Raw genomic sequence first — 14,568 nt, forward strand, 5'->3', positions numbered from 1 at the left:
AGGAAATCCCGCAGCCCAAAGCATGAACATGCTGTGTACTTAGTCGGCCATCACCAGATCAAGATCGATCTCGCAAGCGATGGTGGGCATGATGCTGCCCCAGTTTTCAAGAACCTGCGGATGAATCTCGCCGAACACCCCGACCTCGGTCTGTCCGATCATAATGCGTGCACAGCGGCCCTCGATGAATCGGGCATCCCCCTCGAGGGTTGCGAGAGAGAACTCCTTGCCCAAAAAGTAGAGAAGCGTATTGACCAACGAAGAGACATCGTTGTAGCCCATCACGCTGTCGCTGGCCAAAAAGCCGAGGGTGTTGCGGGTGGTCGTTCCACTGTTGTCGCGCTCATCGCGGAAGGCAACCTTGCCCACCTCGAAAATCTTGTGTGGGAACGGTGCGTGGGCGCTGACACTCTCGCTCTCCAACAACGAGGGAATGATCGAGGGGCGGACCACCTCATAATTCTCACTCATCGGATTGGAAATGAAAATGCACTTCTCCTGCGGAAAATTCATGTTGTCCACATACTCACGCTTGGACCCAAGGTAGTTGTACATCATCTCCTGAAACCCAAGGCCGACCATCAAATCCTTCACCTTGCGGCCCATCTCCTCGGCAGGGCTGAGGCGGCCGACCGTGAAATCCTGAGGCATCTCAGGCTCAAACTTGTTCAGACCGTGTCCGATCATCACATCCTCAATCAAATCAACGGGATGCAAAAAATCGTTTCGGTACTCGGCAACGGTTGCATAGACTACATCGTTGTCGCAAATTGCATGCATGCCCATGCGCTTCAATGCCTTGACGACTTCAGTCGAGCTCAACTTCATACCCAGCGTCTTGTGAATCTGGGCCATTGAACAAGAGACGGGCTCCTGGAAGTAATAGGGAACCGTAATCTCGCTGCCGAACTCGGTCTCCTCACCGAGGATGACTTTGACGGGAAGAATTTCAAAACCCATGTCACTCATGTCGCAGGCCATGATGGAGGCTGCAAGCAGCAGGTCCTTCAAATCCATGCCCGAAAGCTCGAGAAAGAGGTTCTCATCCCCTACTTCCACCGCCCCGATGCGGTCGCTGTTGATGACAGGGGGGAAGGAGAGCACGTCGTTGTTGTCGTCGTGCAGGAAGGGGAAGAGTTTGTGGCCGCTGACAATGGGACCGTACTCCTTTCCCTTGGGATGTTCGGTGCAGATTTGGCGGAGAGTCAACTCCTGCTCCATCCCAAGCGGTACAAAGGAGGTGGTATCGGGATCGGCCCCACGGTAGTGCACCGGGTACTTGATCAGGTCGGAACGGTAGATTCCCATGGCTATGGTCTTGCGCTTGCGCCCGAAGTTCGAGCACAGCTTCTCCTGGCTCTGAATCAGAGCCTCAAGATCGTCCTCGCTCACCTTATGGCCGCGGGCGGCAAAGCCGATGGAGAACGGACGGACTTCCTTTACCGATGCGTCGACGATCAGGGAACGGCCTTCACTGTCGAAGGTCTCATCCGCTGTTGAGAAGAAGTCGTAGAGCACGACCTCTTCTTTTTCGTAGGACTTGAGCAGGCGGACGATGCCGGCAGCAGACCAGAGGTCGGGCCGGTTGGTGTCATTCAGCTCGATCTTAAGCACATCCCCCTCATAGCCGTCCAATTCTGCCTTTGCGACCGGCAAGAGCGCCTCCAATTCACTATCACGAAGGGTTTTTCCCAACAAGCTGAAGAACAGCCTGCCGGTGGTTTCAATCTTTGGCATCAGTTTCCTCTCCTCATGCGGACCGACTCGATGTTCGGGGTAAAGAGTTCGCGCAGGTCATTCAAACCGAGGTGCATCAGCGCCATGCGGTCGATTCCCAATCCCCAGGCAAGCACCGGCACGTCGATTCCCAGCGCCTTGGTAACTTCGGGGCGGAAAATTCCGCTTCCCCCGAGTTCAAACCATCCAAGCACCGGATGCTTGATGTGCACTTCGATCGAGGGTTCGGTGAAGGGGAAATAGCCGGGGACGTACTTCACTTCCTCAGCTCCCGCAATCTCCTCGGCGAACATTTTCAGCAATCCGAGCAGGGTCTTCAGATTCACATCCTCTCCCAGGACAATACCTTCGGTCTGATAGAAGTCGGCCCCGTGGGTGGCGTCGACCTGGTCGTAGCGGAAGCAGCGGGCAACCCCGAAGTACTTGCCGGGAACCTTGGCCTTGGGAAGCTGATGGGCGGACAGGACGGTGCCCTGGCTGCGCAGGACCTGACGGCGGGTAAATTCATGGTCGAAGCTGTACCTCCAACCCCGGCTGCCGGTGGTCCACCCATCCTCATGGGTTTTCGCCACCTGACTGAGCCACGGCTCTTCAATTTCCTTGCAATGCACCGGGTCCTTGACGTAGTAGACATCGTGGATGTCACGGGCGCTGTGGAACTGAGGCATGAACAGGGCATCGCCGTTCCAGAACTCGTTCTCCACCAAAGGTCCATCAAACTCCTCGAATCCGAGACTGCACAGCTTGTCCTTCACCCATTGCAAGTAATTGCCATAGGGGTTGTGACGGCCGGGTATCAGTCGGCTTGTGGGGGCGTTCAGGCCGTAGGGGCGGAAGGAAGCCTGCTTCCAGCTGCCGGTGGAGAGGATTTCGCTGGTAACCAATCCCAGCTCCTCACCGGTGATATGAGCCCTCAGGATGGCCTCTTTTGCTCTATTTCCCTCATCTGTCAATGCATAGGTGATGAATTCCCGCTCGATGACCTTGAATGGAGAGTTGGCAGCCCCCCGCTTCTTGGCGATCTTGGCCATGGCGGCTTTCTGTGCCTCACTCATTTGTGATTCTACCAGCTCACCGGCAAGGCCGCGGTCCAGCAGCTCGCTGATAAGTACAAACTCACCGCCAAGCTCATCTGCGGTGGCCTGTGCCTTGTTATCGGCATTCATTTTTGCATAACCGGCCTTGGAAAGCTGGCCGAAGGCTGAACCAATCTCACTCTTTTCCAGCTGTAGGGCCGAGGCAAGATCAGGCAGTGCCTGAGGTCCCTCAGCCTTGATAAAGGTAAAGATGCGCTGGGCGGGAGTACCCTTTTGCTGCTGTTCTCGTCCGAACTCAGTCAGTTCATACATGACGCGTGTTTCACGGCTCGTTTCGACCAGGTAGCCCTTTGCGCTCAACCAGCTGAAAGCCTGGTTGCACTGCCCCACATTGTATCCAAGTTCGCCGATGATGCGCTCTGCAGTAATCTGCTGTGCCGGATCGACATGCCTGAGCAGGCGGACTTCCAGTGGATGCAGGTTCTTTACATCGATATCCATGCTGTTCTTACTCCTGTAGATGCACGCCACGCCCATGCGTGGCGCAAGTGCCCTGTATTCTAGCGTCTACAGAAAAAAAAGGAAAGGCTATACAACCTCGAAAAGAGAACGAACCGCCTGCATGACCGCTTCAGTGGAAGGAATTACCTCACGTTCCAACTCCGGTGCAAACGGAATGGGACTCTCCTTGCCGCACAGCCGCTTCGGCGTCGCATGCAAACCGGAGAGGGCTTCGCTGTCACCGGCTACGCAGGCGATGACCTCTGCACCATACCCGCCATATTCGGGACTGTCATGAACCACCAAGAGCCGGCCGGTCTTTTTTACCGAACGAAGAATCGTTTGGGTGTCCATCGGCTTTAGCGTGGCCAAGTCGATGACTTCCACATCGATCTCATCCTGCAGACTCAGTCGGGCTGCAGCATCCAGGCAGGTGGTGACTGCATGACTGTAGGAGACAATGGTGACATCCTTGCCGCGCTTTTTTATGATGGCTTTGCCGATGGGAAGCAGATACTGCTCATCCCCTACCGGACCCAAGTTGTTGTAGAGGTGCTTATGCTCAAAATACAGCACCGGATTGTTGCTTCTTATTGCACTCTTGAGCAGGGCTTTTGCATCTCCGGGACAGGAAGGTGCGACAATGATCAAGCCGGGGATGTTGGCGAACATCGCCTCCAGGCACTGGGTATGCTGCGCCCCGTGTCCGGTGCCGCTGCCGATCGGCGCACGAAGCACCATCGGAGCCGATAACTGGCCTGCGCTCATGAACCGGATTTTGGCAGCATGATTGATGATCGGATCGCTTGCAAGGGTGGAAAAATCCCCATACATGATCTCCACAACCGGTCTGAGCCCAAGCAGGGAGGCTCCGACGGCAAGGCCGGTGAATCCTTCCTCGCTGACCGGGGTTTCGTGTATCTGCTGTGCATGCTTTGCATACAGGTCTCCGGTCACCTTGAAACAGCCGCCGTACAAGGCGATGTCCTCCCCGATGAGGTGCACCGCTTTGTCCCGGCTCATCTCCTCGTCCAGTGCTTGACGTATAGCCTCGCGGTAGCTCATCCTCGTTGTTGTTTGGCAGACCCTGTAGACTTCTTCCTCCTCCGGGGCGAAGATGTATTCCATTGCCTGGTCGAGGCTGATGCGTTGTTCCCGGATTGCAGTTGCATCCAAGGCGGCCTCATCGATATGCTTGCGCGCCTCCAGAATGAGGCGGGAGACATCCTCCTCGGTAAAGAGACCGCTGTCGACCATCCTGCGGGAGAAAAGAAAGATGGGATCGCGTTCACTCCAGGCAGCCTCTTCCTCCCGGCTGCGGTAGATGCAGGGATCGCTCTTTGAGTGTCCGCAACACCGATAGGTCTTCACTTCCAAAAAAAAGGGTTTGCCGGTAGTACGGATGTAGTTCACAGCCTTGGCGGCTGCCGCATACACAGCCTCGACATCATTGCCGTCCACTGTCTCATGCTTGATGGAGTACGAGTCGGCGCGGCTTGCGATGGAAGAGGTGGAAATCATGCGGCTGGCTGCGGCGCTCATGCCGTACTCATTGTTTTCACAGTAGAACAGGACAGGAAGCGACCACACCGAGGCTAGGTTCATGCTCTCGTGCAACGAGCCCCGGCTTGTAGCACCGTCTCCAAATATTGCTACACTGATCGCCCTGCTTTTCTGCATTTTCAAGGCGAATGCAAGCCCGGTTGCCAGGTTCACCCCGCTGCCCACTACTGCTGAAGAACCTGCGTTCCAAGTCTGCACATCGGTCATGTGCATCGAGCCGCCAAGCCCTTTGCAGACACCGTCGGCCGAGCCGAACATCTCGCTGAACAACTTCCGCTCGTTGGTTCCCCGGGCAATGGTGTGGCCGTGGCATCGATGGGTCGGAACTATCCAATCACCCTGGTCGAGGGCCAAGGAGAGGCCGGCTTGGCACGCCTCCTGTCCGATGGACAGATGAGTCGTCCCGTGCATCTCCTTGCGCTTGAAGAATTCATCGATACACTCCTCGAAACGGCGTGAACGCACCATCATCGAGAGCGCAGACTGCGCCTGTTCTTTTGAAAAATCCATGCATGCTCCCCGGCAGGATATGCAGTCCTGCCTTTCCAAGCCATCTCAGGTGTTTGGCCTTCTATGATTGTCTTTCCATCCTATTGGTTGGAAAGAATACTGTCAATAAAACCGATATATATCGTATGGAAGTCACCGTCCTGATAGAACGATTCAATTTCCGGAAGCAGAAACGACTCTTTGACAAGAGGCAATACAGCAGCTTTCGTACAAGAGAAAACCAACGAAGCCTGTTTGAAGGTTACACGTTCATCACCATTCGGCCCTCTCAAACAGCTGATTTTCAGGCCGGTTTCAGCAATCTTGTCGTAGTCACGACCACTGTGCCGACCGCACCAGAGCAGCCGTTCCTTCATCTCCGGGGGAAAGAATGAGACCGTGAACCCTTCGTTCTGCTCAAGGAATTGATGGGTGTACCTGCTCTGTCTTACATACAAGGTAAGGATGTTTCTTCCCCACAGGACTCCCATCGACCCCCAGGAGGCAACCATGGTGTTGTACTTTTCGGAAGTACCTGCAGTGATAAGAAACCCGTCGGTCCCGATCGCAGTAAAGGGATTCATTTGCAGAAGTTCAATGGGAACGTCAACATACATGATGGGCCTCCTTTTCACTACTTTCAGTGTAGTATTGCACCAAGAGTGTGGTCAAGTAGCAAAAATTCTTCAATTGAAGGAGCTTGATGCCGACCTGCCCAACATTGACACTGCCCTATTTTTCGTATATTCCTACAGCATACAGAACATGTTCCAACAGAAATCTGTTGCGTTGAGGAGGCCCCATGAAAGATTCTCTCGCGATCCCTGCTTTGACAGAGGATCTCGCCCGTGTTCTCATTGATGCAGACACGATCAACCGCAGGGTTGATGAGCTTGCCCGGCAAATCAGTGCCGATTACAAAGGCAGCGAAGGCACGTTGATCCTCGTGGGAGTACTCAAGGGCTCCTTCATTTTCATCGCCGACCTCGCCCGAAAACTGAATGTCGACCATGTCGTCGACTTCATCGCACTTTCTTCCTATCAGGGAGACCACAGCGGCAACGTCAGGCTGTTGATGGATACCCGGGAGAACATGGAAGACAAGCATGTCTTGATCATCGAGGACATCCTGGACAGCGGCAACACCCTCGACTACCTGATCCGAAGCTTCAAGACCCGCAATCCAAAGTCGGTGCGCACCGCAGTCCTTTTGGACAAGCCCGACCGTCACGTGGTTCCGGTGGACATCGATTACATCGGATTCACCATCCCAGATGTCTGGGTCGTCGGCTACGGCCTGGATTACAATGAAAAGCATAGAACCCTTCCCTACATCGCCGAGATGTATCCACAAGCCTGAGGAGCAAGAGATGGACGATGAAAAATTCTACGTCAGTTACAATTCGGTACACAAGCTGGTCAAGAAGCTCTCATTCGAGTTGATGGAATCCGGCTACGATCCCGATGTAATCGTTGCAATCGGAAGCGGCGGCTTCATCCCCGCAAGGATTATGAAAACCTTCATCAACCGCCCGATTTACGCTGTAGGAATCTCCTACTATGGCATTGACAAGAAGCACAAGGACCACCCGACCAAAATCCAGTGGATCGACGAGGTGCAGACGCAGTTGGTGGGCAAGAAAGTCCTCTTGATTGATGAGGTCGACGACACCCGAGCCACTTTGGCCTACTGCGTCGGAGAACTGTTGAAGTTCAAACCGGAAGAAATCGCTGTTTTGGTCCTGCACAACAAGCTTAAGACCAAGGATGTGGAATTTCCGTCAGAAATAAAGAGGTATTTTGCAGGTATGGAGCTTGCAGATTTGTGGATCAAGTATCCTTGGGATGCCGAGGATATTGAGGACCATACCCAAAAAGAGGTTCAGATGCTGCAGGATCTGGCCAAAGACGGCAAGGAGTTGTATTGATGAGCAACGTTACTTCGATTGTGGGAGCACAGTGGGGCGATGAGGGCAAAGGACGAATTGTCGACTACCTTGCGGTACACTCCGACTTGGTGATCCGCTACCAGGGAGGCGACAATGCCGGGCATACCGTCATCAACAAGATGGGCAAGTTCGCCCTTCATATCATTCCCTCCGGTATTTTCAATCCCGAGACCATGAACATCATCGGTGCCGGTACCGTGGTGAACTTTGAGACCATGGCCGAGGAGCTGGACAGCATTGCACAAAAGGGTTTGGAGGTGAACAACCTCTTCATCGATGTGCGGGCCCACCTGATCATGCCTTATCATCGCGCCCTTGATGGAGCCCAGGAGGGTTCGAAGAGCGAAAAGATGCAAATAGGCACCACCAAGCGGGGCATCGGTCCGTGCTACAGCGACAAGGCATCCCGTTCGGGTATCCGCGCCGCCGACCTGCTGGATTTCGACCGCCTGAGAAACCGCATTGAGATGGCCTTGCCTCAAAAGAATCGGGAACTGGCTTATTTCGGGCTTCCTGAATACACCGTCGACGAGTTGATGGCCCTCTGCGCCAAGTGGAAGGACCGCTTTGGTCATATGATCATCGACAGCCTGAGGGTTGTCCGCCAAGCCTATGAGGAAAACAAAAGCATCCTCTTGGAAGGCCAGCTGGGTGTCATGCGCGATTTGGACTGGGGCATCTACCCCTACACCACCAGCAGCAGCCCCACCAGCGGAGGAGCAGCAGTGGGAAGCGGGTTGGGCCCACGGCGTATCGACCAGGTCATCGGCGTAACGAAAGTCTACTCCACCAGTGTCGGAGGCGGACCTTTCATGACCGAACTGAACGACGAGACTGCCGAGAAACTGAGGGCCATCGGGGGTGAGTATGGAGCGACCACCGGCAGACCCCGCCGCTGCGGCTGGTTCGATGCAGTGGCTGTAGATTACTCGTGCTGGATCAACGGCTTCACCTCCCTCGCCCTTACCAAGCTCGATGTGCTCGATACGTTTGAGAAGATCAAGGTATGCACCGCCTACCGGGTCAACGGAGAGGTCATCACCCATCTGCCGGAAACCGCCCTTCAAGAAATCGCCCAGCCGATTTACGAGGAGTTTGACGGCTGGATGACGCCCACCACCGAAGCAAGAAAGTGGGAAGACCTGCCCGAGAAAGCCCAAGCTTACTGCAAGCGCCTGGGTGAGTTGGTTGGATGCCCGATCAAGTACATCTCCGTCGGTCCCGAGCGAGACCAGATAATCATTCTCTAAAAAACAAGCGAGGCCTGCCGGATACGGTGGGCCTCTATTTTGCATAGGTACTCATATGAAACGATTCCTGTTTTGTTTGCTGCTCTCCTTCTCTGCGTTGTGGGCAGCCGACCTTGTAGTTCTCAACGACGGTACGATGCATACCGGCCGCCTCATCATCTACGAGGAGGGCAAAATGCTGTTGTTTGAAGATCTGCAAGGGAACCAACGTGTCTATGCACCGGATGAAATCCTGATCACGCGAACCAACATCGATGTGGAGAGCCTGATAGCAGTCGATTGGAATAGAATCATCTACCACCCCGGAAAAACGGGTGGAGCCTATGAGGTACCACCAAGGTATACCTATAAAGGCCAAACCTATACGATGGAAACCGGCTGGGGAAGGGAGAGCGAGGTTTTAGAGTTCTTCGACCTTTTGAAAACTCAAGAGTTGGATGAGCAGACCAGAGGCTTGATCACAGAGCTTGAGCGAGCAATGAAGAAGCAGAGTACTTGGATGCAGACCGGCCTGCTTACCGAGCTTGCAGGTCTGACCATGATGCTCACCCCCCTCTTTCTCATGAACGATTCTGTCGACCCTCCCACCACACCGACGTGGGCCGCCTGGACAGGGGTGGCAGGCCTTGGGGTGAACATCGCTGGATTGGGCATACTGATTAGTCAGCTGTTCGTCAATCATGATCACTATCTGCCAAGGATCGCCGATTCATACAACAGCAACGTCCGCTGAGAGCATCATCGACTGTGTATAAACATCTTTGCGATGACCTACATGAAGAATAAGAATCACCACACGATCATGTAAAATTTCAGCTATCAGTCGATAGTCCCCTATTCGATACCGCCCTTGACCACTTCGATCAGCGGCCAGGCTTTTACCGTGTTGATACAGATTTGAGGAACCTTCCTAATCCGAGGCCCAATCATCAGTCTGATATGCTTATCCATTTTTCAATGTTTCACGGTCATTGCTGGAACTCTACGTGGTATCTCATTGCAAACCAAGTTCCAACTCAATCTCATCTTCGATGCGCTCAAGCCTCGATCGATGAACAAGGTCGGCAATACGCAAACTTTTACTTCTACATACCGTTTGGCGAGCTCGACCTCTTCATTCTTCAACCGTACTGATAGCGACACTGTTGCATACCTTCCTTGTGCGATACTTTGCAATTCAGAGAAATGCAGCTAGTGCCTACTTCTTCCCGTATAGGCTTTCCGGTTTCCAAAAAAAGGAAAAAATTTCTGATAAGTTATTGACATATGCCGGAAACAAGAGTATTGTAGAGACAGTTACTGACATATGTCAATAATAACTTATTACAAGGAGGCACGATATGCCACGAAGAGATGGAACAGGACCTGCCGGATTCGGTCCGATGACAGGAAGAGGTATGGGTAATTGCACCAATTACTCTACAATTGGGTATGGAATGGGAAGACGCTTTGGCAGAGGCTGCGGTTGGGGATTCGGCCCCTATGGAGCTCCAGCCTCCCCCATCACCCTCGCAGAGAGAAAACAGATGCTTCAAGAGGAGTTGAAACATGTTGACTCATTGCTTGGGCAATCGGAAAAGTCATGAGTAGACCGCGCAAATGGCGAAGTGTCTGTTCGCTTCCCTCCAACTCCAGGTTCGGGCCGCTCGGCCCGTCCCTGGAGGGTTTGCAGCCGGTGGTCATGACCGTGGATGAGTACGAAACCATTCGACTCATCGACCATGAGGGCATGACCCAGCAGGAGTGCTCTGAAGAGATGGAAGTAGCCAGGACCACCGTGCAGGGAATGTACGATAGTGCAAGGAAGAAACTGGCTGCTTCCTTGGTGGATGGCAGACCATTGTTTATTGAAGGAGGCGAGTATCGCCTCCACGACCATAACGGCCCTGGATTTGGAAGAGGCGGCAGAGGATGCCGATGGCGTCAAAGAATGGGCAATGAGGAAGGAGAGAGTCAACTATGATTGTAGCAGTACCGGCAGAAGAACAGAAATTGGATAGCCCTTTGTGTGTATCCTTTGGAAGAGCACCCTATTATTGTATTTTTGATACCGAAAAGCAAAAAAGCAGCTTCATAGCAAATGAAGCAGCCCAGAGTCCGGGAGGAGCCGGCATACAGGCGGCTCAGGATTTGGTGGACGCAAAAATCACAACGCTTATCACCTTCCGATTGGGAGAGAATGCTGCAAAAGTACTGCATGCGGCAAATGTGACCCTGCTTAAGGCTTTGAACCTCAGCATAGCGGACAATATAAATGCGATGCAGGAGAACAAGCTTGCTGAATTGGACGCCATCCATGCAGGATTCCATCATGCCCACTGATCGCACCATTGCAGTGCTGAGCGGCAAAGGCGGGACCGGCAAGACCTTGGTCAGTGTCAACCTCGCTGCTGTTGCAGACCAGGCAACCTACATAGATTGCGATGTGGAAGAACCTAACGGCCATCTGTTTCTCAAGCCATCCTCTGTATCTGAACAAGTCATTACGGTCGGCAAGCCCAAGGTCGACCAAAAGCTCTGTGACGGGTGCCGAATCTGCAGCAAGGCTTGTGCCTTCAATGCTCTGGCGGTTATCGGGAAACAGCTTCTAATCTTTGAGGAAATCTGCCACAGCTGCGGCTTGTGCATGAGTCTCTGTCCTCAGCATGCATTGAAAGAAGTTCAGAAACCCTTGGGGGTGGTCCGCAAAGGAAGCAGCGGTTCTGTCTCATTTCTTTCAGCAGAAATGAGAATCGGGGAGAGCTCGGCCGTCCCGCTCATCAAAGCCTTGATGAGAGAGAAACAGACCGGTCTTACAATCTTGGACAGCCCTCCCGGCAGCGGCTGCCTGGTGACGGAGACCGTCTCGCATGCAGATTTCTGCCTGTTGGTTGCCGAGCCCACCAAGTTCGGCTCACACAATCTTGCCATGGTCCATGAACTCGTTATGCTCATGGATAAACCGTGTGCAGTTCTATTGAACAAGACGCAGGATGGGGAGAACCCATCAGAAGAGTATGCGAAAACACACAATGTGAGGATTCTGGGATCTTTGCCCTATGATAAGGAATTGGCGCATCTTACCAGTGAGGCTTTGGTGGCAAGCCGTGAGAACGAACACTATCGCTCCTATTTTTCTTCATTGCTGCAGGAGGTGAAAGATGCATCAGATTCTTATCCTCAGCGGTAAGGGAGGGACCGGAAAAACCACTGTTGCCAGTACCTTCATCGCCCTCTCCCATGCCAAAGCCTATGCAGACTGCGATGTTGATGCACCAAATCTCCATCTGGTCATGGGCAGCTTTGAAACAGAGAGGAAGTCCGACTACTTTGGATTGCCTAAGGCTGAGATCGACGGCACGCTGTGTACTGGCTGCAACCGTTGTTTTGAAGTATGTCGCTTTGATGCGGTCATACCCGGTCCAACCTATCAAATCGACCCGATCGCCTGTGAAGGCTGTACGTATTGCCTCCATGTCTGTCGGGCTGATGCAATCCACACCCGACCTGTCAAGGTAGGCGACTTGAAGCTGTATGAACGGAAAGAAGAGCGTTTTTCGACAGCCACCTTGACCATGGGGAGTGGAACCACCGGGAAATTGGTAAGCGAAGTGAAAAAACAGCTCAAGGAAAACATCCCGGAAACCGAAGTGGCAATCCTTGACGGAAGTCCAGGGATCGGGTGCCCGGTCATTGCATCGCTTTCTGGTGTTGATCTAGCCCTCATGGTCAGCGAGCCTTCAGTGAGTGCTTTCTCCGATCTGAAACGGGTCATCACCAGTGCGAGACAGCTGCAGGTCCCGGTTGCAGTGGTTGTGAATAAGTATGATATAAATCCAACGATCTGCGGGGAAATCGAGGTATTCTGTTTCAAGGAAGGGATTCCTTTCCTGGGAAAGATTCCCTATGACAAGCAGGTTGTAACATCATTGAATGGAGGCGAGAATCTGGCATGTCTGAATACTCCGGCATCACAGGCGATCAAGCGAATCTATGAGAAGACTCTCCAAGTATGGAAGGAGCAGGTACGACTATGAAAATCACTACATTGGTAGAAAATACCACAAAATGCAGCAATCTCGGGTATGAGCATGGTTTGAGCCTTTTCATCGAAGCGGCAGGCAGAACCATCCTTTTCGATACGGGTGCAAGTGACGTATTTGCCCGCAATGCAGAAATTCTGGGTGTTGATCTTACATCCGTCGATGCAGCAGTCCTCTCCCACGGCCATTACGACCACAGCGGGGGGCTGAAAACATTCTTCGCAATGAACAAGCATGCTCCACTGTATGTCCGAAAGGATGCGTTCGGCCCGTATTACAGCGAACGCAATCCCGGTGAATACCACTATATCGGAGTAGACCAATCACTCATTACCAGCAATCGGCTCATCTTCACCTCGGCGTATACCCCGATCAGCGGCGGTATCACCTTGTTTTCCAAGGTGGAGGGAACCGACTCCATCCCTTCAGGCAACAAGAGCTTATACAGGAAGGAAGAAGAGACGTACAAGGTGGACAATTTCACCCATGAGCAATACCTTGCCATCATGGAAGGTGATGTTCGTTTGCTGGTAAGTGGATGCTCGCATCGTGGCATACTCAATATTGTGGAAGCCTATCATGAGCATTGGGGGCTATACCCCACCCATGTCATCGGTGGCTTCCATCTCTACAACCACCGCACCGGCGAGCCGGAGGCACCTCAGGTGCTTGAGCATATCGCCAAGAAACTACTTGCAAGCAAAGCCGTTTACTATACCTGTCACTGCACAGGAGAGGAAAACTTCCTCGCCCTTGAGCGTTTGATGGGTGATTGGATTCATTACCTCGCCGGAGGTGATATTCTACAATTGGGCAAGGAGGACAGGCATGAATCAGAATGCAACCAATGATATGAGGGCATATTCGAAGACCGGCAGTATCATCGACCATGTCATCGCTGTCGTCAGCGGGAAAGGAGGGGTTGGGAAATCGTCGGTCACCAGCCTGCTCGCCTGTCAAATGAGACGTAAAGGTTATTTAGTCGGGATTCTGGATGCCGACGTCACCGGTGCATCCATTCCCAAGGCGTTCGGCATCCACCAAAAAGCCTTGGGAGAAGAAGGACGCATCGAACCAGCCATCAGTAAAACCGGCATCAAAATCATCTCTACCAATATGTTGCTTGAGCATGAAAACGACCCGGTCATTTGGAGAGGGCCCCTGATTGCAAACACCGTCAAGCTCTTCTATACGGATGTTGCTTGGGAGCACTTGGATTACTTGTTTGTCGATATGCCGCCGGGAACCGGCGATGTTCCCTTGACCGTCTTCCAAAGCCTTCCTGTTGATGGCATCGTCATGGTGACCAGCCCCCAGGACCTGGTAAGCATGGTAGTAGAGAAAGCTGTGAACATGGCCTCGAAAATGAAGGTTCCCATCTTGGGATTGGTAGAGAACTTTTCTTACTTCGAGTGTCCGGATAATCACAAACGGTACGAAATTTTCGGTAAGAGCCACTTGGAACATGTGGCCGGCGATCATGGGTTGAAGGTTTTGGCCAAACTTGCAATCGACCCGAAACTCAGTGAAGCCTGCGATGCAGGAGCAATCGAGACCTATCAGGGTTCAGAAATGCCTGAACTCTGCAAATTATTGGAGAGAAGGGAGTAATGTATGTTGAGAGTAGCAGTAGCAAGTGAGAACAACATGGTGTGCGGCCACTTCGGCCATTGTGAGACTTTTGAAGTATTCGATACGGAGGGTGACAAAATTTTGAGCAGCAAGAGCGTTGCGAACCCGGGCCATCGGCCGGGGTTCCTTCCCAATTTCCTCCATGAGATGGGGGTGAACACCATCATCAGCGGAGGCATGGGAGGCGGTGCCGTCGATATCTTCAACGAGCATAACATCGAGGTTATTCTGGGTGCGCGAGGGGACAGCGAGGATGCGGTGAAAGCGTATCTTGCAGGATCTCTTGCCAGCACCGGCAGTATCTGTCATGAGCACGCCCATCACGACGAGTGCGGCGAATAATCGTGCATCGCCAGTGTAAGTTCCAGCTCCGGCTGGACTTTTTTTG

The 14,568-nt window shown here is 53.0% G+C and carries 17 protein-coding genes; 12 read left to right on the forward strand and 5 right to left on the reverse strand.

Features of this window, described 5'->3' with window-relative positions; genetic code table 11:
• Positions 1–39: 39 nt before the first annotated feature.
• The 4 genes from pheT to B3K89_RS00980 all read right to left on the reverse strand — a co-directional run bounded on the left by pheT (position 40) and on the right by B3K89_RS00980 (position 5,944).
• Complete coding sequence (gene pheT / locus B3K89_RS00965; protein ID WP_293896314.1) at positions 40–1,737, reverse strand: phenylalanine--tRNA ligase subunit beta; 1,698 nt, start codon at positions 1,735–1,737, stop codon at positions 40–42.
• Positions 1,737–3,275 (reverse strand): phenylalanine--tRNA ligase subunit alpha, encoded by a 1,539-nt coding sequence (locus B3K89_RS00970; RefSeq protein ID WP_293896317.1) that lies wholly within the window; start codon positions 3,273–3,275, stop codon positions 1,737–1,739. Before B3K89_RS00970 ends, pheT begins: the two co-directional genes overlap by 1 nt.
• A gap of 87 nt (positions 3,276–3,362) precedes the next feature.
• Positions 3,363–5,348: an alpha-ketoacid dehydrogenase subunit alpha/beta gene (locus tag B3K89_RS00975; protein WP_293896320.1), complete on the reverse strand. Its 1,986-nt coding sequence runs from the start codon at positions 5,346–5,348 to the stop codon at positions 3,363–3,365.
• Between the two features lie 80 nt (positions 5,349–5,428).
• Positions 5,429–5,944 (reverse strand): flavin reductase, encoded by a 516-nt coding sequence (locus B3K89_RS00980; RefSeq protein ID WP_293896323.1) that lies wholly within the window; start codon positions 5,942–5,944, stop codon positions 5,429–5,431.
• Positions 5,945–6,129: 185 nt separating this feature from the next.
• Between B3K89_RS00980 and hpt the strand changes: the two genes are divergently transcribed.
• The 4 genes from hpt to B3K89_RS01000 are packed head-to-tail and all read left to right on the forward strand — an operon-like array spanning position 6,130 to position 9,259.
• On the forward strand, positions 6,130–6,687 hold the full coding sequence (gene hpt / locus B3K89_RS00985) for a hypoxanthine phosphoribosyltransferase (RefSeq protein WP_293896326.1): 558 nt from the start codon (positions 6,130–6,132) through the stop codon (positions 6,685–6,687).
• Between the two features lie 10 nt (positions 6,688–6,697).
• Complete coding sequence (locus tag B3K89_RS00990) at positions 6,698–7,255, forward strand: phosphoribosyltransferase (protein ID WP_293896329.1); 558 nt, start codon at positions 6,698–6,700, stop codon at positions 7,253–7,255.
• Positions 7,255–8,526, forward strand: a complete 1,272-nt coding sequence (locus B3K89_RS00995; RefSeq protein WP_293896332.1) for an adenylosuccinate synthase — start codon at positions 7,255–7,257, stop codon at positions 8,524–8,526. The genes B3K89_RS00990 and B3K89_RS00995 overlap by 1 nt, the downstream gene beginning before the upstream one ends.
• Before the next feature lie 55 nt (positions 8,527–8,581).
• Positions 8,582–9,259 carry a hypothetical protein gene (locus tag B3K89_RS01000; RefSeq protein ID WP_293896335.1) on the forward strand — a complete coding sequence of 226 codons (678 nt, stop codon included), beginning with the start codon at positions 8,582–8,584 and terminating at the stop codon, positions 9,257–9,259.
• On the opposite strand, the gene B3K89_RS13760 is transcribed toward B3K89_RS01000, so the two are convergent.
• The gene (locus B3K89_RS13760) at positions 9,236–9,421 is read right to left on the reverse strand and encodes a type II toxin-antitoxin system RelE family toxin (protein WP_414712334.1); all 186 of its coding nucleotides are present in this window, start codon (positions 9,419–9,421) and stop codon (positions 9,236–9,238) included. The genes B3K89_RS01000 and B3K89_RS13760 overlap by 24 nt on opposite strands.
• Positions 9,422–9,866: 445 nt before the next feature.
• Between B3K89_RS13760 and B3K89_RS01005 the strand changes: the two genes are divergently transcribed.
• From B3K89_RS01005 to B3K89_RS01040, 8 genes are read left to right on the forward strand one after another with little or no spacing between them, the layout of a single operon-like run.
• Positions 9,867–10,112, forward strand: coding sequence for a DUF5320 domain-containing protein (locus B3K89_RS01005; protein WP_293896338.1), 246 nt, complete (start codon positions 9,867–9,869; stop codon positions 10,110–10,112).
• Positions 10,109–10,489: a DUF134 domain-containing protein gene (locus tag B3K89_RS01010; protein WP_293896341.1), complete on the forward strand. Its 381-nt coding sequence runs from the start codon at positions 10,109–10,111 to the stop codon at positions 10,487–10,489. The genes B3K89_RS01005 and B3K89_RS01010 overlap by 4 nt, the downstream gene beginning before the upstream one ends.
• Positions 10,486–10,848, forward strand: coding sequence for a NifB/NifX family molybdenum-iron cluster-binding protein (locus B3K89_RS01015; protein ID WP_293896344.1), 363 nt, complete (start codon positions 10,486–10,488; stop codon positions 10,846–10,848). Before B3K89_RS01010 ends, B3K89_RS01015 begins: the two co-directional genes overlap by 4 nt.
• Positions 10,838–11,695 (forward strand): 4Fe-4S binding protein, encoded by an 858-nt coding sequence (locus B3K89_RS01020; protein WP_293896347.1) that lies wholly within the window; start codon positions 10,838–10,840, stop codon positions 11,693–11,695. Before B3K89_RS01015 ends, B3K89_RS01020 begins: the two co-directional genes overlap by 11 nt.
• Positions 11,667–12,542, forward strand: a complete 876-nt coding sequence (locus B3K89_RS01025; protein WP_345906937.1) for an ATP-binding protein — start codon at positions 11,667–11,669, stop codon at positions 12,540–12,542. The genes B3K89_RS01020 and B3K89_RS01025 overlap by 29 nt, the downstream gene beginning before the upstream one ends.
• Positions 12,539–13,399, forward strand: coding sequence for an MBL fold metallo-hydrolase (locus tag B3K89_RS01030; RefSeq protein WP_293896353.1), 861 nt, complete (start codon positions 12,539–12,541; stop codon positions 13,397–13,399). Before B3K89_RS01025 ends, B3K89_RS01030 begins: the two co-directional genes overlap by 4 nt.
• Positions 13,377–14,159 carry an Mrp/NBP35 family ATP-binding protein gene (locus B3K89_RS01035; RefSeq protein WP_298502228.1) on the forward strand — a complete coding sequence of 261 codons (783 nt, stop codon included), beginning with the start codon at positions 13,377–13,379 and terminating at the stop codon, positions 14,157–14,159. The genes B3K89_RS01030 and B3K89_RS01035 overlap by 23 nt, the downstream gene beginning before the upstream one ends.
• A 3-nt stretch (positions 14,160–14,162) precedes the next feature.
• Positions 14,163–14,522 (forward strand): NifB/NifX family molybdenum-iron cluster-binding protein, encoded by a 360-nt coding sequence (locus B3K89_RS01040; RefSeq protein WP_293896359.1) that lies wholly within the window; start codon positions 14,163–14,165, stop codon positions 14,520–14,522.
• Positions 14,523–14,568 lie beyond the last annotated feature (46 nt).

It is taken from the genome of Sphaerochaeta sp. UBA5849 (assembly GCA_002432715.1).
Classification (GTDB): Bacteria; Spirochaetota; Spirochaetia; order Sphaerochaetales; family Sphaerochaetaceae; genus Sphaerochaeta.

Excerpts from the sequence above, each read along its gene's own strand:
- pheT (WP_293896314.1), bottom strand. The coding sequence starts at position 1,737 with ATGCCAAAGATTGAAACCACCGGCAGGCTGTTCTTCAGCTTGTTGGGA.
- B3K89_RS00970 (WP_293896317.1), bottom strand. The coding sequence starts at position 3,275 with ATGGATATCGATGTAAAGAACCTGCATCCACTGGAAGTCCGCCTGCTC.
- B3K89_RS00975 (WP_293896320.1), bottom strand. The coding sequence starts at position 5,348 with ATGGATTTTTCAAAAGAACAGGCGCAGTCTGCGCTCTCGATGATGGTG.
- B3K89_RS00980 (WP_293896323.1), bottom strand. The coding sequence starts at position 5,944 with ATGTATGTTGACGTTCCCATTGAACTTCTGCAAATGAATCCCTTTACT.
- hpt (WP_293896326.1), top strand. The coding sequence starts at position 6,130 with ATGAAAGATTCTCTCGCGATCCCTGCTTTGACAGAGGATCTCGCCCGT.
- B3K89_RS00990 (WP_293896329.1), top strand. The coding sequence starts at position 6,698 with ATGGACGATGAAAAATTCTACGTCAGTTACAATTCGGTACACAAGCTG.
- B3K89_RS00995 (WP_293896332.1), top strand. The coding sequence starts at position 7,255 with ATGAGCAACGTTACTTCGATTGTGGGAGCACAGTGGGGCGATGAGGGC.
- B3K89_RS01000 (WP_293896335.1), top strand. The coding sequence starts at position 8,582 with ATGAAACGATTCCTGTTTTGTTTGCTGCTCTCCTTCTCTGCGTTGTGG.
- B3K89_RS01005 (WP_293896338.1), top strand. The coding sequence starts at position 9,867 with ATGCCACGAAGAGATGGAACAGGACCTGCCGGATTCGGTCCGATGACA.
- B3K89_RS01010 (WP_293896341.1), top strand. The coding sequence starts at position 10,109 with ATGAGTAGACCGCGCAAATGGCGAAGTGTCTGTTCGCTTCCCTCCAAC.
- B3K89_RS01015 (WP_293896344.1), top strand. The coding sequence starts at position 10,486 with ATGATTGTAGCAGTACCGGCAGAAGAACAGAAATTGGATAGCCCTTTG.
- B3K89_RS01020 (WP_293896347.1), top strand. The coding sequence starts at position 10,838 with ATGCCCACTGATCGCACCATTGCAGTGCTGAGCGGCAAAGGCGGGACC.
- B3K89_RS01025 (WP_345906937.1), top strand. The coding sequence starts at position 11,667 with ATGCATCAGATTCTTATCCTCAGCGGTAAGGGAGGGACCGGAAAAACC.
- B3K89_RS01030 (WP_293896353.1), top strand. The coding sequence starts at position 12,539 with ATGAAAATCACTACATTGGTAGAAAATACCACAAAATGCAGCAATCTC.
- B3K89_RS01035 (WP_298502228.1), top strand. The coding sequence starts at position 13,377 with ATGAATCAGAATGCAACCAATGATATGAGGGCATATTCGAAGACCGGC.
- B3K89_RS01040 (WP_293896359.1), top strand. The coding sequence starts at position 14,163 with ATGTTGAGAGTAGCAGTAGCAAGTGAGAACAACATGGTGTGCGGCCAC.